This is a genomic window from Deinococcus yavapaiensis KR-236, from assembly GCF_003217515.1.
Classification (GTDB): Bacteria; Deinococcota; Deinococci; order Deinococcales; family Deinococcaceae; genus Deinococcus_A; species Deinococcus_A yavapaiensis.
In genome coordinates this window covers 98,999-123,297 of sequence record NZ_QJSX01000003.1, presented here as the reverse complement: position 1 = coordinate 123,297, position 24,299 = coordinate 98,999, and the positions used below count along the sequence as shown (strand labels likewise).

Genomic DNA, 24,299 nt, shown 5'->3' with positions numbered 1-24,299 from the left:
AGGCGCGCGACGTTGGAACTTCGTGTGAACTTCGAGCGACCCTTGTCAAAAGGATTCGAGCGGCGAGGCGGGCGTTTTGCGAGAGAACCCGGAAGGAGCCTTGAGCGCGCCCTCGTCTCACATCAGTCGCTCGGTGCGAGGCTGCTCGGCAAGGGAGGCGCGCATGTCACGACCTTTGATTCTCGCCTTGCTGCTGAGCAGCTCGGCCTTCGCCATCAACAGCACCATTCGAGACAACAACAAGTCGTTTCGGCTCGACTGCAATGAAGCGAACGACGTCGTCACCGTTCGGGGCAACAAGAACACCGTCGTCCTGACGGGAACGTGCGAAAGCGTGACCGTCGACGGCAACAACAACACGCTTCAGGCGGCCACGATCCGAACGCTGTCGATGCGGGGAAACAACAACCGCGTGACCGTCAAGCAAGGATCCACGAACTTCAGTAACACCGGCAAGAACAACCAGTTCGTGCGCCCCGCTCCCACGACCGCCCCGGCGACTCCACCGAACGTGGCCACGCCGCTTTGAAACGAGCGTCCGTATCCGGATTTCCTCAGGCGTTCAGCGCCTTCCAAGCGGCGGCGACGGCCACGCCGCGCTCCACGGGACGCCCGAGATTCGCGAAGGCGTCCTCCAGCAATCCCGCCATGCCGAGCGTGTCGTAGCGATCGAAGTAACCCATCGTGGAGACACGGAAGAGAGCGTCCTGATGAGGCGCTTGTCCTGCCACGGCCCGCGCTCCGAGCGCTTTGAGGGCGCCCACGACGTCCTTCACGGCGACGGGCGGAACGAGAGCGGCGACGGCGGGACTGACGCGCGACGCGAACGGACGGCAACCCAGCGCGTTCCCGGCGGCGAGCAGAGCGGCGTTGAGCTTCGCCTTCTCCGCCCACAGCGTTTCGAGCGGCACGGCGACGAGACGCTCGGTGCTCGTCAGCAGACCTTCGACGAGGTTGATGGCAGGCGTCTGCGCGGTCTCCCCTTTGCGCTGGCTGGCGACTTCCTTCTTGAGGTCGAAGTAGTAGCGGCGCGGATTCGCGCCGAGGCGCTCGACGCTCGACGGCGAGAGGAAGACGAAGCCGAGGCCGGGCGGTCCCCCGACACCCTTCTGAGAGCCGGAGATCACCGCGTCGAGTTGCCACTCGGCGGGGCGAAGCTCGGCGACCGCGTAGCTCGTGACGGCGTCCACGAGGATCAGGAGGTCGGGATTCGCGCGCTTGGCTTGCTCCGCGATGCGCGCGAGGTCGTGCAGGGCGCCCGTGCTCGTCTCGGAGTGCGTGATGAGAAGGGCGGCCTGTCCGCGCGCCGCGTCGGCGACCTCGGCAGGATCGAGCGCCTCGCCCCACGGCTTCTCCAAGCGTGTCACCGCGTACCCGAGGCTGTGGGCCATGTCCGCCCAACGCTCTCCGAACTTCCCGGCGCTCGCCGAGAGGACGTTCGCGCCGTCGGGCACGAGGCTCACGAGGGCCGCCTCGAACGCTCCCGTGCCGCTGCTCGTGAGGATCAGGGGTTCCCACTCCGGCGCGCCCAGCAAAGCCGAGAGGCGCGCGCGCGCTTCGAGGACGATTTCTCGCGCTTCGGGCGTTCGGTGGTGGATTTGCGGCTTGGCCAGCGTCAGCATCGTGCGCGGATCGGTCTCGACCGGGCCGGGTGCGAGCAGGCGCGGACGCAGCAGGGCGTTTGCCGACGTGACGAGCGAAGCGGGTTTCGCTTCGAGCTTCGTCATACTCGCACCAGGTAGGCGGACTCGATGACGTCGAGCGCACGGATCTGTTCGAGTTGCTCGGGCGTGAGGGCGTCGTCGAGGGTGAGGGTGAACAAAGCCTGCCCGCCCTTCTCGGCCCGTCCGAGACTCATCCCGGCGATGTTCACGCCCCAATTGCCGAGCAGCGTGGAGAGCTTGGCGACGGCGCCCGGACGGTCCTCGTTCGAGAGGATCAGGATGTGGCCCTCGGGTTCGAGTTCCACGCGGAAGTTGCGCAGACGCGTGATGCGCGGCAAGCGACCGAAGACCGTGCCGCCGACCGTGCGCGTTCGCTGACCTTGACGCGTCACGACGAGCACTTCGCTTTGGTAGAGCTCGGCGTCCTCGCTTTCACGCGTCACGATCTTGAGGCCGCGCTCCTTGGCGATCGCGCGGGCGTTCACGAGGTTCGGCGTCTCGTCGGTGAAGCCGCTGAGATACCCGACGAGCACGGACGTCACGATGGGCGCGGCGTCTGCCGGGAAGGCTCCGCGCAGTTGCACTTCGAGTTCCGAGGCGCCCGGCAGCAGTTGCCCTTGGATCTTGCCGAGCTTCTCGCCGAGGTCGAGGTACGCGCCGAGCGCCAACATCGTCTTGCCGTCGAGGGCGGGCGCGTTCACGGCGCCGCGCGACACGTCGCCACGCAAGGCGGCGAGCACGCGGTCCACGATTTCCGCGCCGACCCGCTCTTGAGCCTCGAACGTGTTCGCGCCGAGGTGCGCGGTGATGCCGAGGTTCGGGGCGGTGAGCAGCGGATGGTCCTTCGCGGGCGGTTCCTCGGCGAACACGTCGATTCCGGCGGCGAACAAGTGGCCGGAGTGCAACGCTTCGGCGAGCGCGGCCTCATCGACGATGCCGCCACGCGCCGCGTTCACGACGATCGCGCCCGGTCGCAGCATCGCGAGTTCGTCACGGCCGATCATGGCGCTGGTCTCTTCCGTGAGGGGCGTGTGCACCGTCAGGAAGTCCACGCTCGTCAGCAGTTCGGCGAGGCTGGAGGCGCGCTGCACTTCGAGGCGCGCGAAGTTGGCGTCGCCGATGTACGGGTCGTACGCGACGACCTTCATGCGCAGCCCTTGGGCGCGCGTCGCGACGATGCTTCCGATGCGCCCGAGGCCCACGATGCCGAGGGTCTTGTCCTTGAGTTCGATGCCCAAGAACTTGCGGTCCCACTTCCCGGTTCGCGTCGACGCGTCGCTGCGCGTGAGGCCGCGCGCCGCCGCCATGAGGTGCGTCACGGCGAGTTCCGCCGCCGACACGTTGTTGCTTTCAGGGGCGTTGAGAACCAGGATGCCGCGCCGGGAAGCCGCGTCGAGGTCGATGTTGTCCACGCCCACGCCGCCACGTCCGACGACCCGGAGATTGGGGCCCGCGTTGAGAAGCTCGGGGTCCACCCGAGTGCGCGAACGGGTGATGAGCGCGTCGAACTCCGGCAGGCGCCGTAAGATCTCCTCTCGCGGCATGTTCGGAACGTACTCGATGGAAAAGCCCTCGAAGTCGAGCGGTCCGGGATTCATCTCGTCGCAGATGAGAACGCGCAGCACGGACTTCGCGGAAGCGGTCGGCACGGCAGTCAACATGAGCGCATTGAATCACGTTGACGTCGACAGGACACGAAGGCAGCTAAACAAACGTCGCCGCGCTCGTGAGCGCTTCGCGCAGCGTTCGCAGGTACTCTTTCTCGCTCACCTCGAAGGTGCCGAAGCGCGCGAGGTGAGGATTTTGGATCTGCGCGTCGAACACCGTGAAGCTTCTGGCACGCAGGTGCTCCACGAGACGCACGAGCGCGACTTTCGAGGCGTCGGTGCGGGCGTGGAACATGCTTTCACCGATGAACGCCCCGCCGAGCGCGAGGCCGAGGACGCCTCCGGCGAGTTCGCCGTCTCGCCACGTCTCGTAGGAGTGCGCGACGCCCGCCGCGTGCAAGAGGCGGTAGATGCCTCGCAACTCGTCCGAGATCCACGTTTCCTCGCGCCGAGCGCAGCCTTCCACGACTCCTTCGAAGTCCGCGTCGATGCGCACCTCGAACTTCGGCAGGGCGCGGCGCAGCGACGTCGGAGCGTGAAAGCGGTCGTCGAGCGGCACGAGGGCGCGGCGGCGCGACGTGTACCACCGCAAGCCGTCGCCGTTGTCCATCAGGAAGGCGCCCGCCGCGTAACCTCGCACGAGCTCGGCGACGAGAGGATCGACGTTCGGGTCGAAGAGGGTCACGGCAACAGCTTGCCGAACCAATCGGCGGGATCGGTGGCCTCGCCGCGCACGCGCACTTCCAAGTGGAGGTGCGGCCCGCTGGAAAAGCCGGTCGTGCCGATCTCGCCGAGCTTTTGGCCGCGCGTCACCTTCTGCCCGATCTTGACGGCGAGCTTGCTTTGATGAAAGTACAGGCTGACGACGCCGAGGCCGTGATCCACGACGACGAGTCCGCCGCGCACGGGGTAGGTTCCGGCGATGACGACCGTGCCGTCGTTGATCGCGAGGACGGGCGTTCCGACCTTGCCGGGAAAGTCCACGCCGTAGTGGTACGTGATCTTGGCGTCCTTGTTGTAACGCCGAGGCTGCCCGAAGCCGCTGGAAATCACTTTGATGGCGTTGCCGAAGGCGAACGGCTTCGTCCAAGCTTGCGGCGTGCGGCGCGCGTACGCCTTCTCGACGAGGGCGTCCTCGGCGGCACGACCGGGATCTTGCAGCAACTCGGTCGTGGAGGACGGCAAGTTGAGATTCTGGACTCGACCGAGGGTGTTCTTGACGGGGACGGAGCCCGTGATCCGCTCGGAGCCGAGCCGCACTTCGTACACGAGCGGCTTCGTCTGCCCCAGGACGACGCGGCCGAGCACGGCGTACTCGCCGCCCGCTCCGAACGGCGCGAGGTCCTCGGCGGGCGAGCGAACGTCCTCGGAGGTTTCGCTCAGGAAGCGCACGCGCGCCTCGGCGGCACGCGCACCGCGCAGACGAACGCTGAACGCTTCGCCCTGCCGCACGACGCTCGGCGCCTCGACTTCAAGGCCCGAGAGCTTGACGACCTTCGCCGCCTCACTCGGCAACTTGAGGTTCTGGCCGACGCTGAGGGATTCGGACGACAGGTTGTTGAGACGCTTGAGCTCGTCGACGGTGACGCTTTCACGCGCCGCGATGCGGTAGAGGGTGTCTCCCTTCTGAACGACGTACGCGGACGCGAGAGACGCGAGCGCGAAGCACCCCAGCGAGAGCAGCAAGGTGGGCAGGGCGACACGGCGCAACATGAGCGCAGTGTAGCGAGCGCGGCGAGGCGCGCGCTTTAGAGTTCCACCATGAGCGTCACGGGACCGTCGTTGACGAGTTCGACCGCCATGTGCGCGCCGAACACACCGACCTCGACGCAAAGGTTCAAGGCGCGCAAAGCGTCGTTGAAGGCTTCGTACAGTACTTGCCCTCGCGGCGCGGGGGCGCTCGCGGTGAAGCTCGGGCGATTGCCACCGCGCGCGTCGCCGTACAGCGTGAACTGCGAGACGGACAGTACGGCGCCGCCGACATCGAGCACCGAGCGGTTCATCTTGCCCGCGTCGTCCGCGAAGACGCGCATCTTCGCGAGCTTCTCGGCCATCTTGCGCGCCGTGTCGACGGTGTCGTCGTGCCCGACGCCCAGCAGGACGAGCAGACCGCCCGCGATCTGTCCGACGACGGTTCCGTCGACGGTGACGCTCGCCCGGGTGACGCGTTGAACAAGCGCCCTCAATTGCTGGTCTCCGCGAGGCGCTCGCGAATCGAGGCGATGGCGTGCGTCAACAAGTCGGCTTCTTGAAAGTCGAGGTTGCCGCGCGTCTTCTCGGCGAGCATCACCAGCAAGGTCAGCGATCGCTCGGCCGTTTGCCGAGCGCGGTCGGGCGTGGCGAGCAGTCCGTCATTGCGGGCGCGGGCGGTCGTGGCGGTGTTCTCGCCGAACGCCGCCTCGGCGGTGGCGAGCAGGCTCTGCACGAGCCCGACGAAATCCGGGTGAGGCATGGAAGAGAGTGTAACCTCCGCGTCCTTGCAGAGCACCTCCCCGCTTCGAGGGGAGGTGTCTGCGTGCATCCGCCTACCCGCGAGGCTTCCAAGGGGAATGCCCGGCCGAAGGCGGAAGGAAGGTTACATCGTGGCTTCGAGCTTGCTGCGCTGGCTTCGAGCTTCGCGGCGAGACTTCGGATCGAGACCGACGAGCAGAAAGAAGTTTTCGAGGCCGTTTTCCTTGCCCTTGAGCTCGGGGTGTTCGTGCTCGGCGCTTCCCGTGACGAAGGGCAGTTCGCGGTAGAGGTTCAGGGCGTGCTCGACGACGTCTTCGCTGCTGCCTTCCTCGGCCGTCTTGGTGAGTGCCGCGTACACTTCACGGCGAGCTTCGGCGTGCTTCAGGAAGGCTTCCGGATGCGGCGTCTCGGGCGCGCGGAGCATGTCTTGACGTGCGATGCGGCGGTAATGCTTGAGGCCTTGGAGGATCTGCTCGGTCGTGATCGTTCCCTTCATTCGCACCTCCGGCGGTGTCGGTGTTCTTGAGGGCAGTATAAACTTTCGCGACAAGCACCGTGCGAACGAAATGCGTGAGAAAAGCCCTGAGAAGCGTGAAAGTTGACCGTTGAGTCAATCAATGAGCAGTCGCATAGAGTACGCATAGGCGCATAAAAAGTGGCGTTTCGCCCATCTATGAAGGACAATTAAATAAAGAGCTGATAAACTTCCCGAGTCATGCAAGCCATCCGGGTACTCTTCCTCGCTCTCGGCCTTCTGGGTGTCAGCGCCTCCGCCGAGACGTATGTCGTGAAAGCGGGTGACACGCTCTCCAACGTCGCTCGGAAGTTCAACACCGATCCCGTGCAGCTCATGCGCACGAACGGACTCTCCTCCTCCACCATCCAAATCGGTCAAAAACTTCAAGTTCCCGGCGCCGCCAAGAGCACCCAGCCCGCCAATACGATCCCGATGGCAAGCAAATCCGGCACGAGCGACCGCACTGGCGTGGTCCGCGCCGCCGCGATGCGCTTCATGGGCATTCGCTACCGCCTCGGCGCACTCGGCGCGGGCGGAATCGACTGCAGCGCCTTCACGCAAGCTGTCCTGCGTCAAATGGGCGTGCAACTGCCTCGCACCGCCCGTCAGCAATTCGCCGTCGGCACGCCCGTCACGAAGAGTGATCTTCGCGCCGGCGACCTCGTGTTTTTCAACACGCTCGGCAACGGCGTCTCACACGTCGGCGTGTACCTCGGCGGCGGCCAATTCGCGCACGCCAACTCGTACCAAGGGCGCACGGTCGTCGAGGACATCAACCAGATGTACTACCGCTACCGTTACGTCGGCGCCCGTCGCGTGCTACCTGGAAGCTGACGGAGCTCTGACGGCGCCTGAAGCGCCCTTCAGAAAACGCTGCGAAGAAGCAGGCCGATCAAACCGCCCGCCAGCACCAGCCACGCCGAGTTAACCGTCGCGCGCAGCATCAAAGCGGCGCTTCCCAAGGCCAGCAGCCCCGTCGGGACATCCACGACGGCCGCTCGCCCCAACTGCAAGGTCACGGCCGCCATGAGGCCCAACGCGGCGACGTTGACTCCGTCGAGAAAAGCGCTCATGAACACCGAGGACCGCAGCTTCGGTACGAGCGGCCCCGACAGGGCCACGAGCACGAACGACGGCAAAAAGATTCCGAGCGTCGCCACGAGCGCGCCCGGAACGCCCGCCACGAGGTAACCCACGAAGGTCGCCGTCGTGAAGACGGGACCGGGCGTGAACTGCCCGACGGCCACCGCGTCCAGCAACTGATCGCGCGTCAGCCAACCCAGGCGATCGACGAAGTCTCCTTGCAAAAACGCCAAGAGGACGTATCCGCTGCCGTACAGCACCGACCCGGTCTTCAAGAACGTCCAAAAGAGGGTGCCGAGATTCACGGCCTTCGCGGTCGCGCCCACGAAGGACAGCAACCCCAGAGGCGCGATCGAAGCGAGGCGCGGCGGCTCGAAGCGAAGGCGAACGAGCGCCACCAGCACGCCCACGCCGAACAGAAGGGCGAGCTCGTTGACGCCCAGCAGCGACCCCACGAGGGTCACCACACCTGCCACGAGGAGCAGGCGGCCCCTCAGCGCTGTCTTCGACAGCGCCCACAGCGCGTGCAGCACCACGGCGACGATGACGGGCTTCACGCCGTACAGCAACCCCTCGGCGCTCGGCGTCGCGCCGTAACGGACATACGCCCACGCGAGGCCCAGCACGATCAACACCGCAGGCACGATGAACGCCGCACCGGCCAAGAGCAGGCCCCACGCGCCCGCGCGGCGATAACCGATGTGAATCGCCATTTCCGTGGAGTTCGGCCCGGGAATGAGATTCGTCGCGCCGAGCAAATCCAAGAACTCCTCGTTCGTGAACCAACCTCGGCGCTTCACGACCTCGTCGTGCATCATCGCGATGTGCGCGGCGGGACCGCCGAAAGCCGTGAAACCGAGGCGCAAGAACAGCAGGGTGACGTCACGCAGGGCCGACATGACGAGAGCTTACGTCCTTCAGGGCGTTCCCCACGACGGGCTGCCCGTCAGCGGACCGCCCGTGAGCTTGGAGCCCAAGCTCGACCAGACGCTGTCCGCGGAGCGCCGCCCTGCCTCGACAGCCGCGTCGGGCGTGCGGTACGAGTAGCCGACCCACCCGTCGACGTTCGAGGACAAGGCGCGCCGCGCCTGCGCCACGTTCGCCCGCTCGTCGTTGAGGTACAGCGCCGTTCCGGCGGCGACCTTCCCGCTCCCCTTCACGCTCGCCGCGAACCGATTCCAGCCGTCGAACCACCCGGCTTGCGCGCCCGAATCACGCTTGTAATTCATCGTCACGATCAAGTCGACCGAGCCGCTCGCGAGCCATGACGGCCAGTCCTGCAAGACCTCCACGTACGCCCGCGTCGCCTTGAAATCCGCCACGGAGCGCGGACCAGGCCCGTACGTCACGACCGCCGCGCTTACCCAAGCGTTCGGTCGCACGGCCTTCACGCCGTCATGAATGGCGCGCACGAGGTCGTCTACGCGCGCACGCCGCCACGCCGTCCAGCGAGGATCGGCCGGAGCGGGCACGTCGGTCGCGCCCGTTTCCTGCTGGTAGCGCGCCACCGACACGGGATTGTAGCCCCAGTCCTGGAGGCCCGCCGCCGGATCGGGGTAGCGCACTCGGTCGAGTTGCACGCCGTCCACGTCGTACTCACGGGCGACGCTGACGTACATCTCGCGAATGTACTGGGCGGCATCGGGATGGCCGGGATCCAGAAAGTAATCGTTGCCCGCGCGAGCCTCGCCGTCAACGCGCGTCATCAGCCAATTCTCGTCGCCCGACGCGGTCAAGCCGTGCGTGTTGAACACGTGGTCGGGCTGACTCGGCTCCGGGTTCTCGGGAACGTTCACCACCGACGTCGTCGTGATCCACGCGTGGACCTGAATGCCGACCGCGTGCGCCTTGTCGATCACGTCCTGCAAGGGGTCGAATCCGGCGGACACCTCGGGGTCGTCGGTTCGCGGCATGGACGCCCGGTCGCAGTAGCAGTCACCACGCTTGCCCGCCTGCACGAACAAGGCGTTCACGCCAAGCTTCCTGGCGTCCGCCACGAGACGCGACACCTGCTCGGGCGTCTTGAATCCTGGACCGAAGGCGTCCACCCACAAGCCACGCAGCTGAACGGCGGGCGCGACCGTCTGCGGCTCGGGTTTCGACGCGGCGGGCGGCGTGATAGGCGTGACGGCTGCCGCCGGAGGATCGACGACCCGCGGTTGCTCTGCTGGCGTGGTCTTCGCGGGGGGCGTAAGCGTCGCGGACGTCGAGGTGACCTGAGGGGGAGGCGTACGAGTGGCCGTACCGGAGGCAGCCGGGGTGGACGGACGAGTGGCCGTACCGGAGGCAGCCGGGGTGGACGGACGAGTGGCCGTACCGGAGGCAGCCGGGGTGGACGGACGAGCAGCCGTGCTCGAAGCAGCCGGAGCCGTCGCGCGAGGAGGCGCACTCGAAGCAGGCGACGTCGACGCACGAGCAACCGCACTCGAAGCAGGCGACGTCGGCGCTGGACTCGAAGTGGTCGGACGAGCAGCCGTGTTCGAAGCAGGCGACGTGGTTCGACGCGCGGTACGAGCAGTCGTACTCGAAGCAGATGGAGTCGGCGTAGCAGCAGCCGTACTCGAAGCAGGCGGAGTGGACGCCCGAGGAGTCGTGTTTGAAGGCGCACGAGTGGCCGTACTGGGTGTAGGCGAAGTGGACGCACGAGCAGCCGTACTCGAAGCAGCCGGAGTCGTCGCACGAGTAACGGTACTCGAAGCAGGCGAAGTAGACGCACGAGGAGCCGTGCTGGGAGCAGGCGATGTGGACGCCCGAGGAGCTGTGGACGGACGAGCAGCCGTGCTCGAAGCAGCCGGAGTCGTCGCGCGAGGAGGCGCACTCGAAACAGGCGGCGTGGACGCACGAGCAGGCGCACTCGAAACAGACGCGGTGGTTCGACGCGCCGTACGAGCGGTGGTGTTCGAGTCAGGCGGCGTGGACGTACCCGTCGAGGCAGGGGCCGTCTGTCGAGTCGCTGGCGGCTTTGAAGTCACGGGCGTTACGGATCGCTCCACGTTCGACGGCGCCTCCGCGGACGCTGATGCCACGGCAGGCTCGATTGAGCGAGGTGCGTCGCGCTTGACACGTACGGGTGTGGAGGGAGGCGGCGCGGAAGCCTTGGCCGGAGAACTGGAAGGAGCCGAGCGAACTGCGGCAGGCTTCGTAGCGTTCGTTGCGCGAGACACGGGCTTCACCGGAGATGAGGCGTTGGTCTGCGTCGTTTCGGTTTTAGCGGATTGCTCGGGCTTCACGGCCCGCTCTGGGGTTGCCGCTTGCTCGGACTTCAAAGGCTGCTTGGGCTTCACAGCCTGCTCGGGCTTTGCCGTTGACTCGGTCTTTCCGGCCTGATCGAGGTCCTCGTCTGCATCGGGCTTCACGGCCTGCTCGGGTTTTACCGATGGCTCGGTCTTTCCAGTCTGCTCGGCCTGCTTGGACTCGATGGGGGCCGTCGGCGCAGCGGAAACGTCGGGTGTCGTGCTTGGCACGGTCACTTCGGCGGCGGACGTGGACGTGGATCGCTCCACTTTCGCCGAGCGGTCCACGCACGACGACAAGGAGAGCAGGGCGGTCAGCAAGGCGAGCAGAGAGCGCTTCATGGAGGTTCCTTTAGTATGGCGCATCACCAAGGGTCGCGCCGCTTGATTTTCACGTCGCGGCGAGCAAGGCCGCCACACCATGACGGAGCCGTAACGCCACGAAAGTCCGGCCAGCACCGGAAGCTCGTCGCTATACACGGCGGCCAGGAAGCTGGGCGGCGAGAAGATGGTGGCGACGGTCGTGAGGACTCGCGTCGCTCGTTCACGGAGCCTTTTACACGCTGAGATCGACGCCCGGCATGCTCGTCAAGCCTTCGTGCACCAAATGGAGCGAGTTCGCATCGTCGTGGTAGGACGACGCGACTTCCTGAGCGTTGCATCGAAGCGCAAGGCGAGTTCGCCTTCGAGTTGGCGCCGTGAGTTCAGGAGGGGAGGAAGTGGCAGGCGAATCCTCCAACGCTTTTTCGGGGCGTACGCCCGACGAGGTTCATCGTGCGAAACCAGGCGCTATTGTGGACGAATGTGGTGGGGCATCGCGCTCGGTGGAGCGCTCGGCGCGGTCGCGCGCTTCGCGTTGGGAGCGTTCGTCGCCGCTCGGTCGCCACTCGGGACGTTTCCGCTTTCGACCTTGGTGATCAACGTGCTCGGCAGCTTCGCCCTCGGTCTGCTGCTCGCCCTCGTAGGGCGCGGGACGTTGAGCGACGCGTGGCGCTTGTGGATCGGCGTGGGTTTCCTGGGAGCCTTCACGACCTTCTCGACGTTCAGCGTGGAAGTCGACGGATTGCTGCGGCGCGGCGCGTGGACGCAGGCGTTCGCGTACGTGAGCCTCAGCGTCGGGTTGGGCTTCGGAGCGGCGGTGTTGGGGCGCATGGCAGGAGAGCGATGACGCGCGGACCGCAAACGTCGTTGAACCTCGACGAGCTTCTCGGGTACGTCGGCATGGTAATCGAACGAGGCATACCCGGCTCGGTGTGGGTGCGCGCGGAAATCGCGTCCGTGACGGATCGTCGCCACTTGTATCTCGATCTCGTGCAGCATGACGCGGGCGGGCGGGAAGTCGCGAAGTGCCGAGCGAACCTCTGGGCGCGGGAACGCTTCGCCATCGAGGGCAAGTTTCGCCGGGCGGTGGGGGGTGGCATCGTAGCGGGCATCGCTGTTTTGCTGAGCGTCGTTCCGGAGTTCCATCCGCAGTTCGGCTTCAGCCTCACGGTGCTCGACGTCGCGCCCGAGTTCACGATCGGCGACATGGCGCGGAAACTCGACGCCATCCGGGACACGCTGACGCGCGAAGGGCTCTACGAGCGGAACAAGGCCTTCGAGGTGCCGCGCGACTTCACACGTGTGGCGGTGATGTCACCGAGGAACGCGGCAGGCCTCGGCGACTTTAGGCGCGAAGCGGATCGCTTGGCGGCGGCCCGAGCGTGCGACTTCGTGTACTTCGAGGCGACGTTCCAAGGACGCGAAGCGCCGAAGTCGCTGCTGCGGGCTTTGGCCGACGTGACGTTGGAGCACGCCCGCGAACCGTTCGACGCCCTCGTGGTCGTGCGCGGAGGTGGCGCGACGACGGATCTCGCGTGGCTCAACGACCTCGACCTCGCGCGGGCGGCGTGCACGTTGCCGATGCCGCTCGTGACGGGCATCGGGCACGCGCGGGACGACACCATCTTGGACGAGGTGGCGCTCGTGCGGCGCGATACTCCGTCCAAGGCGGCGGCGTTCATTCTCCGGAAAATCGCCGAGGCGGCCGGCGAGGCGGCGGCGAACTTCGCGGCGATCGCGTCGGTGGGGCGAGAAGTGCTGGGGCGGGCCGAGCGCGAAACCGACGAGATTCACGGGCGGGTGAGGCGGGCGGCGCGGCGACTCGTGGACCGGGAGGAGGCGAGCGTGGACGCCTTCATGCGTCAAGCGTTGGGCCTCTCGCCCCAGCGGACGTTGAGGCGCGGCTACGCGTTGGTGAGGCGCGGGGCACACGTCGTCACGACGGCCGAGGACGCCCGATCGGGCGGTGCGCTCTTCGTGCAGTTTCGAGACGGCGACGTGCCCGTCACGCTAGACTCTCGAGGCTCATGAGCGACTACCGCCGACACTACGACACCTTGGCGCGGATCGCCGCCGAACTCGAAAGCGGTGACGCCGACCTCGACCGCGTCCTGCCCTTGCTGGAGGAGGCGAAGGCGGCGTACGAGGCGTGCAAGACTCGCATCGAAGCGGTGCGGCGCGCACTCGGTGAGGATTTCGACGAGGTCGAGGCCCTCACCGAGGAAGACGAAGACGAGGAGTAATTCGTTCGAGGTTACGTGAAGCGCGGGGGCGTCGCTATCGTCGCTTTTGTATCTTCTTGAAAGCGCTTTCAGTCCAGAGGTCAATTTCATCTCGAACGATGCGCACGTTCTCCCGCTGTTTTCGATCCCCCAAGTGGACCCAGTGGGCTTTCCCGACCGTCGCCGAGCACTTCTGCGTAATAGGTGCTTGAAAACGCTTTCACCTCCGTGTTACGCTCCCTTCGACTTCAAATCCAGAGCAAGCCGGCGGTCTCCCGAAGGTTCCTGCTCGAAAAGGCAGGCAGTTCTCGGCCTGCCAAGACCGGAGGTTCAACATGTCGAAGGCACGCGTCCTCCTCGTCACCCTCACCTTCATGCTCGCCGCGAGCGGCACCCCGACCCTCGCGAATTCCCAGGAAGCGAGTTCGCAACTCGTCTGGAGCGACGAGTTCTCCAGCCCGAGCCTCGACCTCGGGAAGTGGAGCTATCAACTCGGCAACGGCTTCATGTCGGGCAACCAGTACGTGGCGGGATGGGGCAACAACGAGCTCGAGTACTACACGGACCGTTCCCAGAACGTCAGCGTCGAAGACGGCCACCTCGTCATCACTGCGAGGCGAGAAGCGTACACGGGACAAGCGGGCGCGGCGCAAGCGACCTTCGACTGGACGTCGGGTCGCCTTCGCACGGCGGGCAAGTTCAGTCGCGCGTACGGCAAGTTCGAGATTCGCGCGAAACTTCCCACCGGCAAAGGCTTGTGGCCCGCCATCTGGATGCTGCCCGAAGAGCCCAATCCTTACGGAGGCTGGGCGGCCTCCGGCGAAATCGACATCATCGAGGGTTGGGGCAGCAAGCCCAACCGCCTCGGGCACACCATTCACTACGGGGGCATCTGGCCCGGCAACATCTACTCCAGCGAAGAGTTCACCTTCCCGGCGAGCGGCACCGTGGCCGATTGGCACACGTACACCTTGGAGTGGCGTCCCGGCGAAATTCGCTGGTACGTCGACGGGCAGTTGACGTCCACGCGGACACGCTGGTGGAGTTCGTCCAAGACCGCTCCGCAAAGCGAAGCGGACCTCAACGCTTGGCCCGCGCCCTTCGACCGTCCCTTCCACCTACTGCTCAACCTCGCCGTCGGCGGAAACTTCGACGGCAACCCGGACGCTTCCACGCCGAACGAAGCGCGAATGCTGGTGGACTACGTGCGCGTCTCCTCGCTGCCCGACGAAGGACGCGCCGCCGGACAGCGACCCGACATGACGTACCCGTGGACGCCGAGCACCACACCGGCACGGCCCGCGTTGCCCGACGGCAACCTCGTCTACAACGGCGGCTTCGACTGGACAGACCGCGACGCCCGCGTCACACCGTCGACGACCGTGCTGACCGGCACGCCCCAGTCGTACTTCTGGACGCTGTTCAAGAGCGACGGCGAGGCGACTCTCGGCAACGACGGCGGAGCACTCAAAGTGGACGTCACGAATCCCGGCAGCGTCAATTACGCGATCCAAGTTCGGCAAGACGGCTTGAACATCGAGCGTGGCCAGCGGTACGAAGTGAGTTTCGACGCCTGGGCCGCCACGCCTCGCTCGGCGATGATCAAAGTTGGCGGGGACGCGAACCGCGGCTACGCGGCGTACTCGGGCGAGCAGCAAGTCAAGATCGGCACGACCCGCGCGACGCAGACCCTCTTCTTCCCGATGACGGCCACTACCGACGCCCAAGCGCGCTTGGAGTTCAACTTGGGCGCCGCGGGCGCGGGTCCCGTCTGGATCGACAACGTACGCGTTCGGTCGGTCGGAACCGTCGACCTCTCCGGTCGTCCGCCCGCAAGCGACGGCAACCTCGTGTACAACGGCGCCTTCACTCAGGACGCCACGAGCGACGAGGGCGTCGCGGGCGTCGCTCGCACCGCGTACTGGCGAACGTGGAACAACCCGGCGACCGGTCTGAACGTTTCGGTCGACGGAGGGTGGTTGCACGTGGCGGTCGCGCACGTCGACCCGACGAACAACTGGCACGTTCAGGTCAATCAACCGGGGGTGCCCCTCGTGCAGGGCCGCAGCTACACGCTGACGTTCAAGGGCCGAGCCGACTCGCTCCGCAAGCTCGGGGTCGTCGTCGGCGAGAACGGAGGCAGCTACGCCCGTTACCTCGATCAGTCGGCCGAGGTGGACACGACGGAACGAACCTACTCCTACACGTTCACCGCCCCCACGACGAATCCGGCGGCCATTTTGCAGATCCTGGCTGCCGACGGACGGCGCGGAGACGATTACCAGCTGTACTTGCGCGATTTCCGGCTGACGCAGAATTGAAGGAAGAGGGCGCTCGACGAGCGCCCTCTTCCCTGCCGCGCGATCAGACGCGCGGTTTCCAAAACAGGTAGACGATCGTCATGACCGTGAAGAGGCCTGCTCCGACGAGGAACGGACCGCGCATTCCGAAGGCGTCCCACGCGAAACCGCCGATGAGCGGCCCGACCGTCGTGCCGACGTTCTCGGCGGTCATGATGACGCCCCAACGCGTCGCGCGTTCCTTCTCGGGCAGCATCTTGGCGACCAATCCCAGCCAGCCCGGCATCATCAGCGAGTAGCCGACGCCGACGAGCGCGGCGATGGCGAAGTAAGCCCACAACGGCGGCAAGGTCGCGATGAAGGCGAAGCCCAAGCCGATCAGCACGAGGCCGAGCACCAAGACGGGACGCGCGCCGCGTCGATCGGCGAGTCTTCCCGACGCGCTGAGCAGCAGGTAGGCCGTGCCCGCCCCGATGCCAATCACGATGGCCAAGCCGAGCGTGCCAAGTCCGGCGTTCACGGCGAACTTCAAGAGGATGGGGCTGAGGAGCGTCAAGCCGAGCGTCTGCATCACGGCGACAGGCAGCAGCACGGCGAGCGCGCGCTTCGTTCGGGGCGGCGTGGGCGGCGCGGCCTCGCGAACGCTCGTCGCCGTGGACGCTCGGCGAACGCTCGCGATTTCCCACTTTCGGCCGAGCAGGAACAGCACGGGCAGAAATCCCGCGAGGACCAGCGTCAGCCACGCCACGGACGTCTGCCCGAGGCGCATTCCAAGGGAGGCGAGTTCGCCGATACCGAGAAAACTGATGCCGATGAACGGAAAGATCGCCATCTGCGTGAAGCTCGTGGCGCGCGCTTGCTCATCCGGAGCGGCGTTCGAACTCGCCAAGGTCATGACGCCCGGCCAGAGTGGACTGAATGCGACGCCGTGAACCGCGGCGAGCAGCATGAGCTCCCAGGCGGTCGCGACGTGCGGCAGCGTCAACAGGACGCCCAGCGTCACGAGCGTCCCGACGACGGCGAGCGGCCGCAAGCCGAAGCGTCCCACGAGATGTCCGCCGAGACTGCGCGCGACCGTATCGGCGCCGAAGTGCACGCTGAACGCGAGGGCGACCGCCGTGGCGTTCAATCCGAGGACCTTCGGACCGAACAGCGGCAGAAACGCGCCGTAGACGCCCGTGCGTACGAACTCGGCGAAGCACAGCACGGCGACGGCGCGCCACACGACGCTCACCGTGGCGCGCGGCCAAGGCAAGGAGCGCAAGACGCGCGACGTCACCGCGCCTCCGAGCACGCCGTCCGCGCGCCTTGCTTTACACTCTGAACGTGCGAATAAGCGTGGTGGTGCCCGCGTACGACGAGGCGGCGTACTTGCCTCGATTGCTGAGCGCGCTCGAACGGCAAACGCGTCTTCCCGACGAGGTGATCGTCGTGGACAACCGCAGCACGGACGACACGGCGAGCGTCGCCCGCGCGTGGGGCGCCACGGTGGTCGCGTGCGACACGCCTGGCGTGGCGTACGCGCGTCAAGCGGGCCTCTTGGCGGCGAGCGGCGATTGGGTGGCGTCCACCGACGCCGATTCGAAACCCTCGCGCCAGTGGCTCGAACACCTTCACGGCGGCGCGCCGAACGCGGTCGCGCTGTACGGCCCGATGCGATTCGACGAGGTGAGCCCGTTGGCGAGCGTCGCCTCCGAGCTCGGCTACAGGGCGTTTCTCAACGTCATGGCGGCCGTGAAGCGACCGAACCTCGCCGGAGCGAACATGGCCTTCTCGCGCTCTGCCGCCCTGCTCGCGGGCGGCTACCCCTTGGTGGAGGCGCGCGAGGACGTTTTGCTGGGCTTCGCGCTCGCGCGGCTCGGCGAGGTTCGCTACGTGCCCCACGCGCTCGTCGAAACGTCGGCGCGACGCGTCAAGGGCGGGTTCGGTCGCTTTCTGTGGCAGCACGTCAAGAACCTCGGCGGTCGTACGACAGGTTACTTCGAGCGCCGTCCACAAGACGGTTCGTGAAGGCGCCCGCTTCGAAGGCGACGAGGGCTTCCAAGTACACTTCGAGCATGCGGTCCGTCACGACGGGCAGGCTCGATGACGCCGCGAAGGCGTGTGCGCCGCGCGACAAGTGCTCGTGCAAAGCGGCGTCCGCGAGGATCTTCGCCGAGAGCCGCGCGATGGCGGACGTGTCGCCGGGCGCGACGAGGTAACCGCTTTCGCCGTTCTTCACGCCGTCGAGCGTGCCGCCCGCTCCGACCGCGACCACGGGCAAGCCCGTCATCTGCGCCTCGGTGAGAACGAGGCCTTGCGTCTCGGTGTCCGACGCGAAGACGAACAGTTCCGCCATGCGGTAGTACGCGCCGATGTGCTGCACCGGAACGCGGCCGAGGAAGGTCACGTGCGCTTGCAAGTCGAGCGACGCGGCGAGTTCGCGTAACTCCTCGCCTTGCGGTCCCTCGCCGATGTGCACGAGGTGCGCGTCCACGGGCGCGCCGTGCGCGCCGCGCCGCAGTTGCGCGAGCGCTTCGAGCACGACGTCGAAGCGCTTCTCGTGTCCGAGGCGACCGATGGTGAGAAGCCGCCGCTTGCCTTCGGGCCACGGCGAGGGGCAGACGGGCGCGCGCAGCAACAGATCCTCGTCGATGCCCGTCGGAACGATGCGCACGGGTTGCAAGGCGCCGTAGCCCTGCACGATCTCGGCGCTGGCGACGGTGGGCGCGACGATGAAGTCCGCGCGGTTGTAGAAGCGGCGCGCGATGCGCGACACGGCTTTCGTGCGGCGATCGATGCGCGACAAGCCGGGAATGTAGTGCGTGTAGCGCTCGAGGTGCGTGTGGAAGGTCGTGATGTGCGGCGCGTTCCACTTGCGCGCGAGACGCGCGCCCCACCACCCGATGACCCAAGGGGTGTGCGTGTGCACGAGGTCGAATTGGCAAGGAAGGCGGCGCTTGCGTGGAAACGCGAGGCGTTGACGTCGCAAGACGGGGTTCGTGATGGAGCGCAGGCGCACCACCGTGGACTCGTCGTCAAGGTGATCGGGAAAGGCGGGCGCGATGATCCAAGCGTCGTGGCCGCGACGTCGCAGTTCGGCGTGCAGCAGCAGGATGCTGGTCGAGACGCCGTTTTGGTCGGGCAGGAACACGTCTGTGAACAGACCGATTCTCAAGGGGCGCAAGGGGATTCTCCTCTCGGGGACGGCTTCATGACAGCGGGGAGCCCGAACGCGAAGCGAGACTCGAAAGTTCGCGGCGCCGAGATCGGGCGCGCGACGGTCAAGTCCCGGTGGTAGTCTACTCGGACATGAGGAAATCGCGCGTCGGAAGGGTGAAGTGCCATGCGTCTGAACCTTATGATACTTTGTCGATCCTTAAGTTGCCTCCTCCCAAAGTCTTGAAGCGTTCACGCGGCGCGCACGAACGCGTGGCGGCGCGCGCGACCCTTCGGCTGGCGCTGCTCGGCGCGCTCTTGGCGTGGGGCGTTCCGTGGCTGGCGATGCGCCGCGCGAACTTCGGTGTGCTGCGCGAAGGGCACGGCGGCCATCCCGAACTCGCCCTCACCTTCGAAGGCGGGCCGGACGACATGACGGCGCGCGTCCTCGACGTGCTCGCCGAGAAAGGCGCGAAGGCGACGTTCTTGTTCGACCCCGCTCGAGCGGTCGCTCGTCCCGAGCTCGTGCGCCGCGCGGTAGGCGAAGGGCACGAAGTCGGCGGGTCGGGCTCCCTCGGTTTGCGCCGAGGTCGAGCGGGCCTCGCCACGCTTGGCGCGACGGTGGCCGTTTGGCGCCCGACCGTGTACGACGCGACCACCGCGTGGCGCCTCGAGCGAGCGAACGTACGCGCCGTGGGTTGGAGCCTTCGTGGAACGCCGAAGGCGGTGGAAGACCGTCTGGAGCCGGGAAACATCGTCGCCCTCACGAGCGACGACGGGCTCGGCGAGTGGCTGGACAGCGTCGGCGACCGAGGATACACCTTCGTCACGGTGTCGCATTTGCAAGGCGCGAGAACGGAAGCGACGCGCGGTCTGCTCGTGCGGATGTGGCGACGCGTCGTCGACGAGCGATTCGATCGCGCCGGTCACCTCGACCTTCTGACGCGGCGAGCGCGTGGCTTGACGCGTCTCGGCCTCGCGCCGTACGAGGGTCCGCCCCTCACCCTGCCGAACGGCGACGTCGTGCAGCCGGGCGAGCCCGCCGCCGAAATCCACGTGCACAGCAAGCGCCTCGTCACCCTCGTCGACGTCGGCACCTTCGTCGCGCTGCGCGCCTTTCGCGACTCGCTGAGAGACGTCGCCGAGCAGCTGCAAACCAATCCGAAGTACGAGGAAGTTCGGCTCGTCTTCGCGTTCTCGCTTTTCCACGAGGTCCTCGAACCGCTCGGCTTTCAAAGCGCCCGACTCGAAAGCGAGACGAAAGAGCGCGTGCTGTCGATGGGCATGAACGCGCTTCGGCGTCTGTACGGTACCCGCACCGACCGCCGCGTGCTTCGACCGCGCATCTCGTGGGTGGATCGTGAGGCGTTTTTGCGAAAGTACGGAGCGAAAGCGAAGCGTCGGGACGAAACGGTTTGAACTCGGTATAATGAAGCGATGGATTCCACGTCGTTGCGCGAACGCCAGAAGGAGCGGCGGCGCGCACGCATCTATACCGTCGCCATTGATCTGTTCAAGCGCTCGGGCTTTCAAGAGACCACGGCGACCGACATCGCGAAGGCCGCCAACGTCTCACGCGGCACGTTCTTCAACTACTACCCCTACAAGGAAGCGGTGCTGCTCGATTACGGCTCCGAAATCGTCGAGCGTCTGCAAGACCACGCCGTCGCGCGCATGCGTGAAGGCGCCGAGCCCCTCACGGTCCTGCACGAAGTTTGGGACCGTCTCGCCGAGGAGAGCGTGAAGGAGCGAGACCTCATTCCGCCCCTCGCGCACGAACTGCTCAACCCCGATCCCGAGCGTGCCCGCACCGCCTACCAAGCGTTGCCGCTCGCGAAGGTCGTGGAGCTCATCTTGCGCCCTTTGCACGTGACGGGCAGGCTGCGCACGGATCTCAGCTTGGAGCGGATGACGAACCTCATCGCCGACACGTACCTCATGACGGCCCTGCGTTGGAGCGCGTACGCGCACGACCGTCCGCTGCGCGAAGAAATGCGAGTGGCCCTCAACTTGCTGCTCGGCGGAATCTTCCGAAGCGGCTGAGCGACCCTCAAGACTCGATCAAACCGCGAAGTCCGTCCGAACGCGCACACGTCGAGCGTTCCAGCCTCTAAACTGTGGCCCGACGATGCGTGAGATCTACGTGGGGCGCGACGGGCACCGCTGGCCTTTTTCCAAAGGCCTCGTGATCGAGTCGCTCCTGAACGCCGACATCGCTCCAGAGCCGGGCGCGGCCGTCGCTCGCTCGGTCGAGCAGCACCTGCTCGACCACGATTTGCGCCTCGTCTCCCCGGAGCAACTGCAAGGTATTCTCGTGACCTTCGTGCGCGAAGAGCTCGGCGACGTGTACGCCGATCGCGTCGCGGCGCAAACCCCGACCTTTCATGACATCGCCGTGACGGGCGGCGCGGGCACGCTGCCCTTTTCGCGCGGCGTGCTCGCGCGCAGTCTGGAGGACGTCGGCCTCGCGCCGAGGGAAGCGTTCGCCGTCGCGAGCCGCGTCGACCGCGTGCTGCGGCAAGGCGGAGTGCGGCACGTCACGGCCGACGAGCTCGGGACGATCACCGAGGAGACCCTCGCCAACACATTGGGAGAGTCGTGGCGGCACACCTACCGCTTCTTGCGTCACCACCGAGGACGACTCGGAGTCGTGGACGAAGGCGGCGTCATCGTGCCCTTCAGCAAGGGCATCCTCGCGCAGTCCCTGCTCGCGGCGGGCTTGTCGCACGACCACGCCCGCAAGGTGGCGCGCGAAACGCAGCAACGACTGCGCGCCAAAGATCCTGGCGATCGCCGCACGGTGACGCGTGAACACCTCACGAACGTCGTCGAGGACATTCTGCGGCGCGAAGTCGGCGAGGACGCCGCCGTGCGCTATCACCTCCTGCGCGCCTTGCGCCGCCCCGGCCGTCCCATCGTGCTGCTGCTCGGCGGCGTCAGCGGTACGGGCAAAAGCTTCCTCGCGTCGGAAATCGCGTACCGCCTCGGCATCCCGAGGATCGTCTCAACGGACTCCGTGCGGCAGGTGATGCGCGCCATGGTCCCGCCGAGCTTGCTGCCCACGCTGCATGCCAGCACCTTCAACGCGTGGGAGGCCTTGTTGGAGCCGGGCGAACCGACACCCGCGCACCCTACGCGCGACCTGCTCATCGCGGGTTTCCGCGAGCAGGTCGCGCAAGTCAGCGTCGGCCTCAAGGCTGTCATCGAGCGCAGCATCGAGGAAGGCATGTCGGTCGTGGTGGAAGGCGTGCACGTCGCGCCGGGCTACCTCATGGCCGAGCCCTTCCCGGGGGCCCTCGTCGTGCCGATCCTCGTGACCGTTCCCGACGTGGACGAGCACCACCGCCACTTCGAAGCGCGAGACGCGGCACCCGGAGCGCGGCGCATGTCGCGCTACGTGCGCTACTTCGAGGAGATTCGCATGCTGCAGGCGTACCTCCTCGACCTCGCCGCGCGCACGGACGTTCCCACCTTGCCCTCGGCGTCTCTCGACGTGGCCGCCGATCATGCGGTGGATATTGTCACTCAGCGCGTGCTGACGATGCTGGAGGAAGACCCCCTGCCGTCCGCGGCGGAACCTTCTGCTTGAACGACGAGGACGTCACTCTCCCGAGAACCTTCTCAGAGCGTCGATCGCGTGGTTGTCACCGACCACCACGAGGAGATCGTGCGGACGCAGCAGTTCGTCGGCGCGCGGCGTGACTTCCACCTTGCCCGCCCGATTGATCGCGATGACTTGCACGCCGAAGCGATTGGAGAGGTTGAGTTCCTTGAGGGTGCCGCGCAGTCGCTCGTTCACCTCGATTTCGACGATGGAGATGTTGCCGCCGAGGTCGGGCGCATCCTTGCGCTTGACGCCCGCGAGGCGTTGGGCGACGCGCACGCCCATGTCGTGCTCGGGACGAATGACTTCGTCCGCCCCGATCTTCTCCAAGACGCGCGCGGAGATCTCGTCCGTCGCCTTGCACACGACGTGCGTCGCCCCGAGCCCCTTGGCGCCCATCGTAGCGAGGATGTTCGCGCGGATGTCCGTGCCGATCGCGATGACGACCTCGTCGAAGTCGCCCGCGCCGATAGAGCGCAGAGCGCGTTCGTCGGTCGCGTCGAGAATCGCGGCGTGCGTCACGAGGTTCGTGACGGCTTGGACGTGCTCCTCTTCGATGTCGACGGCGACGACTTCGTGCCCGAGTTCGTAGAGGGTCGTCGCCACGGCCGTGCCGAAACGCCCGAGGCCGATGACGAGGCATTGCTTGACTTTCATGGAGAAACGCTATCAGCTTTCCGCGCCCGCCTTTCGGGAAAGACGGGGAGGGCAGCGAGGAGCCTCTCTCCTTGAGGTGGCGGCGCCTCTCGCGCCCACGGTTCTCGGCGCGAAGGCGAGCTGGCTATCCCACCAAAATGCTTTTCTCGGCAGGGTACGTCACGGCGGAGCGCTCGGAGCGCAAGCTCAAGGCGACGGCGAACGTGAGCGGCCCGATGCGCCCGAGGTACATCAGCACGATGAGCAGCAGGTGGCCTGCCGGACTGAGAATCGGCGTAGTGTTCATCGACAAGCCCACCGTGCCGAAGGCGCTCACCGTCTCGAAGAGCAAGTTGATCAGCGGCACCTTCGGGTTCGTGAGGACGAGGACGAGAACGGCGCCGTTCACGAGCGCGAAGCTCACGACGGTCACCACGAGGGCGCGCAGAATCGTGTCCGCGTCGATGCGGCGCGAAAACGCGATCGGCTCGCCGCGACCGCGCAGGAAACTCCACGCGGCGATGACGATCACGAAGAAGGTCGTCATCTTGATGCCGCCCGCCGTGGAGCCCGGCCCGCCTCCGATGAACATGAGGAAGATCGTGATGAGGAGCGTCGCGGGATGCAGCGCCGAGTAATCGATGGAGTTGAAGCCCGCCGTGCGCGGCGACGTGCCTTGAAAGACGATCGCGACGATCTTCTCGGTGGCAGGCAGCGAGCCGAGCGTGCGCGGGTTGTTCCACTCGAAGAGGGCGACGGACGCCACGCCGAGCGCGAACAGCGTCGCCGTCATCAGCAGCATGATCTTCGTCTGCGTCGTGAGAGGATTCTTGCGGCGGTCGCGGCGCCACGCGACGAGGTTGAACATCACGAGAAAGCCCAAGCTGCCGAGCAAGATGAGGGCGCACATGACGGTGTTGATCCACGCGTCGCCGCGAAAGCGCGTGAACGAATCGGTGTAGAGCGAGAAGCCCGCGTTGTTGAACGCGCTCACGGCATGAAAAATCGAGTGGTACAAGCCGCGCAGCCAGCCTTCCTCGGGGCCGAGGCGCACGTACAGCAGCAAGGCTCCGATGCCCTCGATCACGAAGATGTACTTCACGATGGAGCTCAGGAGCGGTACGACGCCGCCCACCTGGCCCGCGCTGAGTTGTTCGGCGAGTCGGGCGCGTTGCCCGAAGCCGAGGCGTTGCCCGGCGAGAAACGCGAAGAGCGTTCCGAGGGTGATGATGCCGAGCCCGCCCGCCTGCATCAGCAGCAAGATCACGAATTGACCCGCCACGTTGAACGCCTTGCCGATGTCCACGACGCTCAGTCCCGTGACGCACAGCGCGCTCGTCGCCGTGAAAAGGGCTTGCAACGGCGTGACGCGCGCCCCGGGCGCCTGCACGAACGGCAAGGCGAGCAACGCACCGCCCGCGAGGATGCCGAGGGCGAACGACGCCGCGATGAGTTGGGGAGCGTTGAGCCGGGACAAGAAGGTGCGCCGTCGCATGAAGTGATTCGCATCGTAGCGCAAGGGC

The 24,299-nt window shown here is 66.4% G+C and carries 24 protein-coding genes; 11 read left to right on the top strand and 13 right to left on the bottom strand.

Going from position 1 to position 24,299, the window contains the following annotated elements; translation table 11 throughout:
- Positions 1–163: 163 nt before the first annotated feature.
- On the top strand, positions 164–529 hold the full coding sequence (locus DES52_RS04775) for a DUF3060 domain-containing protein (RefSeq protein ID WP_110885647.1): 366 nt from the start codon (positions 164–166) through the stop codon (positions 527–529).
- A 25-nt stretch (positions 530–554) separates the two neighbouring features.
- Here DES52_RS04775 and DES52_RS04770 read toward each other — a convergent pair whose 3' ends face one another.
- From DES52_RS04770 to DES52_RS04740, 7 genes are all read right to left on the bottom strand, one after another.
- Entirely contained in the window at positions 555–1,727 is a 1,173-nt protein-coding gene (locus tag DES52_RS04770; protein ID WP_110885646.1) for a pyridoxal-phosphate-dependent aminotransferase family protein, read from the bottom strand.
- On the bottom strand, positions 1,724–3,325 hold the full coding sequence (gene serA, locus DES52_RS04765) for a phosphoglycerate dehydrogenase (RefSeq protein ID WP_110885645.1): 1,602 nt from the start codon (positions 3,323–3,325) through the stop codon (positions 1,724–1,726). The genes DES52_RS04770 and serA overlap by 4 nt, the downstream gene beginning before the upstream one ends.
- A 43-nt stretch (positions 3,326–3,368) precedes the next feature.
- Complete coding sequence (gene aat / locus DES52_RS04760; RefSeq protein ID WP_245900711.1) at positions 3,369–3,956, bottom strand: leucyl/phenylalanyl-tRNA--protein transferase; 588 nt, start codon at positions 3,954–3,956, stop codon at positions 3,369–3,371.
- Positions 3,953–4,984: a peptidoglycan DD-metalloendopeptidase family protein gene (locus DES52_RS04755; RefSeq protein ID WP_110885644.1), complete on the bottom strand. Its 1,032-nt coding sequence runs from the start codon at positions 4,982–4,984 to the stop codon at positions 3,953–3,955. Before DES52_RS04755 ends, aat begins: the two co-directional genes overlap by 4 nt.
- Before the next feature lie 35 nt (positions 4,985–5,019).
- On the bottom strand, positions 5,020–5,457 hold the full coding sequence (gene dtd / locus DES52_RS04750) for a D-aminoacyl-tRNA deacylase (protein WP_110885643.1): 438 nt from the start codon (positions 5,455–5,457) through the stop codon (positions 5,020–5,022).
- On the bottom strand, positions 5,454–5,723 hold the full coding sequence (locus DES52_RS04745; RefSeq protein ID WP_110885642.1) for a DUF1844 domain-containing protein: 270 nt from the start codon (positions 5,721–5,723) through the stop codon (positions 5,454–5,456). Before DES52_RS04745 ends, dtd begins: the two co-directional genes overlap by 4 nt.
- Positions 5,724–5,846: 123 nt before the next feature.
- The gene (locus tag DES52_RS04740) at positions 5,847–6,218 is read right to left on the bottom strand and encodes a hypothetical protein (RefSeq protein WP_110885641.1); all 372 of its coding nucleotides are present in this window, start codon (positions 6,216–6,218) and stop codon (positions 5,847–5,849) included.
- A 219-nt stretch (positions 6,219–6,437) separates the two neighbouring features.
- Between DES52_RS04740 and DES52_RS04735 the strand changes: the two genes are divergently transcribed.
- Positions 6,438–7,073, top strand: a complete 636-nt coding sequence (locus tag DES52_RS04735) for a C40 family peptidase (protein ID WP_110885640.1) — start codon at positions 6,438–6,440, stop codon at positions 7,071–7,073.
- Between the two features lie 29 nt (positions 7,074–7,102).
- Here DES52_RS04735 and chrA read toward each other — a convergent pair whose 3' ends face one another.
- Both chrA and DES52_RS22815 read right to left on the bottom strand, forming a co-directional pair.
- Positions 7,103–8,221 (bottom strand): chromate efflux transporter, encoded by a 1,119-nt coding sequence (gene chrA, locus DES52_RS04730; RefSeq protein ID WP_110885639.1) that lies wholly within the window; start codon positions 8,219–8,221, stop codon positions 7,103–7,105.
- 18 nt (positions 8,222–8,239) lie between these two features.
- Positions 8,240–9,376: a glycoside hydrolase family 10-like protein gene (locus DES52_RS22815; RefSeq protein ID WP_170130888.1), complete on the bottom strand. Its 1,137-nt coding sequence runs from the start codon at positions 9,374–9,376 to the stop codon at positions 8,240–8,242.
- A 295-nt stretch (positions 9,377–9,671) separates the two neighbouring features.
- Here DES52_RS22815 and DES52_RS22810 point away from each other — a divergent pair, with 295 nt between their 5' ends.
- From DES52_RS22810 to DES52_RS04695, 5 genes are all read left to right on the top strand, one after another.
- The gene (locus DES52_RS22810) at positions 9,672–10,649 is read left to right on the top strand and encodes a hypothetical protein (protein WP_170130887.1); all 978 of its coding nucleotides are present in this window, start codon (positions 9,672–9,674) and stop codon (positions 10,647–10,649) included.
- Positions 10,650–11,357: 708 nt separating this feature from the next.
- Positions 11,358–11,723 (top strand): fluoride efflux transporter CrcB, encoded by a 366-nt coding sequence (crcB, locus tag DES52_RS04710; RefSeq protein WP_110885635.1) that lies wholly within the window; start codon positions 11,358–11,360, stop codon positions 11,721–11,723.
- Positions 11,720–12,907, top strand: coding sequence for an exodeoxyribonuclease VII large subunit (gene xseA, locus DES52_RS04705; RefSeq protein WP_110885634.1), 1,188 nt, complete (start codon positions 11,720–11,722; stop codon positions 12,905–12,907). Before crcB ends, xseA begins: the two co-directional genes overlap by 4 nt.
- Positions 12,904–13,119 (top strand): exodeoxyribonuclease VII small subunit, encoded by a 216-nt coding sequence (gene xseB / locus DES52_RS04700; RefSeq protein ID WP_110885633.1) that lies wholly within the window; start codon positions 12,904–12,906, stop codon positions 13,117–13,119. Before xseA ends, xseB begins: the two co-directional genes overlap by 4 nt.
- 314 nt (positions 13,120–13,433) lie before the next feature.
- The gene (locus DES52_RS04695; protein WP_110885632.1) at positions 13,434–15,419 is read left to right on the top strand and encodes a carbohydrate binding domain-containing protein; all 1,986 of its coding nucleotides are present in this window, start codon (positions 13,434–13,436) and stop codon (positions 15,417–15,419) included.
- 43 nt (positions 15,420–15,462) lie between these two features.
- On the opposite strand, the gene DES52_RS04690 is transcribed toward DES52_RS04695, so the two are convergent.
- On the bottom strand, positions 15,463–16,677 hold the full coding sequence (locus tag DES52_RS04690; protein WP_170130886.1) for an MFS transporter: 1,215 nt from the start codon (positions 16,675–16,677) through the stop codon (positions 15,463–15,465).
- Between the two features lie 47 nt (positions 16,678–16,724).
- Between DES52_RS04690 and DES52_RS04685 the strand changes: the two genes are divergently transcribed.
- Entirely contained in the window at positions 16,725–17,408 is a 684-nt protein-coding gene (locus tag DES52_RS04685; protein WP_110885836.1) for a glycosyltransferase family 2 protein, read from the top strand.
- Here the strand turns inward: DES52_RS04685 and DES52_RS04680 are convergent.
- Entirely contained in the window at positions 17,347–18,564 is a 1,218-nt protein-coding gene (locus DES52_RS04680; protein WP_110885630.1) for a glycosyltransferase family 4 protein, read from the bottom strand. The genes DES52_RS04685 and DES52_RS04680 overlap by 62 nt on opposite strands.
- A gap of 182 nt (positions 18,565–18,746) precedes the next feature.
- Here DES52_RS04680 and DES52_RS04675 point away from each other — a divergent pair, with 182 nt between their 5' ends.
- The 3 genes from DES52_RS04675 to DES52_RS04665 all read left to right on the top strand — a co-directional run bounded on the left by DES52_RS04675 (position 18,747) and on the right by DES52_RS04665 (position 22,125).
- Entirely contained in the window at positions 18,747–19,955 is a 1,209-nt protein-coding gene (locus DES52_RS04675) for a polysaccharide deacetylase family protein (protein ID WP_211317861.1), read from the top strand.
- A gap of 18 nt (positions 19,956–19,973) precedes the next feature.
- The gene (locus tag DES52_RS04670) at positions 19,974–20,579 is read left to right on the top strand and encodes a TetR/AcrR family transcriptional regulator (RefSeq protein WP_110885628.1); all 606 of its coding nucleotides are present in this window, start codon (positions 19,974–19,976) and stop codon (positions 20,577–20,579) included.
- Between the two features lie 85 nt (positions 20,580–20,664).
- A complete protein-coding gene (locus DES52_RS04665) occupies positions 20,665–22,125 on the top strand; it encodes an ATP cone domain-containing protein (RefSeq protein WP_110885627.1) in 1,461 nt (486 codons plus the stop codon).
- Positions 22,126–22,137: 12 nt separating this feature from the next.
- On the opposite strand, the gene DES52_RS04660 is transcribed toward DES52_RS04665, so the two are convergent.
- Both DES52_RS04660 and DES52_RS04655 read right to left on the bottom strand, forming a co-directional pair.
- Entirely contained in the window at positions 22,138–22,797 is a 660-nt protein-coding gene (locus tag DES52_RS04660; protein ID WP_110885626.1) for a potassium channel family protein, read from the bottom strand.
- Between the two features lie 124 nt (positions 22,798–22,921).
- Positions 22,922–24,271, bottom strand: coding sequence for a TrkH family potassium uptake protein (locus DES52_RS04655; RefSeq protein ID WP_110885835.1), 1,350 nt, complete (start codon positions 24,269–24,271; stop codon positions 22,922–22,924).
- Positions 24,272–24,299 lie beyond the last annotated feature (28 nt).

Bases quoted from the DNA above. Each gene is read 5' to 3' on its own strand.
- xseA (WP_110885634.1), top strand. From the start codon at position 11,720: ATGACGCGCGGACCGCAAACGTCGTTGAACCTCGACGAGCTTCTCGGG.
- DES52_RS04770 (WP_110885646.1), bottom strand. From the start codon at position 1,727: ATGACGAAGCTCGAAGCGAAACCCGCTTCGCTCGTCACGTCGGCAAAC.
- xseB (WP_110885633.1), top strand. From the start codon at position 12,904: ATGAGCGACTACCGCCGACACTACGACACCTTGGCGCGGATCGCCGCC.
- DES52_RS04665 (WP_110885627.1), top strand. From the start codon at position 20,665: ATGCGTGAGATCTACGTGGGGCGCGACGGGCACCGCTGGCCTTTTTCC.
- DES52_RS04755 (WP_110885644.1), bottom strand. From the start codon at position 4,984: ATGTTGCGCCGTGTCGCCCTGCCCACCTTGCTGCTCTCGCTGGGGTGC.
- serA (WP_110885645.1), bottom strand. From the start codon at position 3,325: ATGTTGACTGCCGTGCCGACCGCTTCCGCGAAGTCCGTGCTGCGCGTT.
- DES52_RS04655 (WP_110885835.1), bottom strand. From the start codon at position 24,271: ATGCGACGGCGCACCTTCTTGTCCCGGCTCAACGCTCCCCAACTCATC.
- chrA (WP_110885639.1), bottom strand. From the start codon at position 8,221: ATGTCGGCCCTGCGTGACGTCACCCTGCTGTTCTTGCGCCTCGGTTTC.
- DES52_RS04695 (WP_110885632.1), top strand. From the start codon at position 13,434: ATGTCGAAGGCACGCGTCCTCCTCGTCACCCTCACCTTCATGCTCGCC.
- DES52_RS04735 (WP_110885640.1), top strand. From the start codon at position 6,438: ATGCAAGCCATCCGGGTACTCTTCCTCGCTCTCGGCCTTCTGGGTGTC.
- crcB (WP_110885635.1), top strand. From the start codon at position 11,358: ATGTGGTGGGGCATCGCGCTCGGTGGAGCGCTCGGCGCGGTCGCGCGC.
- DES52_RS04745 (WP_110885642.1), bottom strand. From the start codon at position 5,723: ATGCCTCACCCGGATTTCGTCGGGCTCGTGCAGAGCCTGCTCGCCACC.
- DES52_RS04670 (WP_110885628.1), top strand. From the start codon at position 19,974: ATGGATTCCACGTCGTTGCGCGAACGCCAGAAGGAGCGGCGGCGCGCA.
- DES52_RS04775 (WP_110885647.1), top strand. From the start codon at position 164: ATGTCACGACCTTTGATTCTCGCCTTGCTGCTGAGCAGCTCGGCCTTC.
- DES52_RS04660 (WP_110885626.1), bottom strand. From the start codon at position 22,797: ATGAAAGTCAAGCAATGCCTCGTCATCGGCCTCGGGCGTTTCGGCACG.
- DES52_RS04740 (WP_110885641.1), bottom strand. From the start codon at position 6,218: ATGAAGGGAACGATCACGACCGAGCAGATCCTCCAAGGCCTCAAGCAT.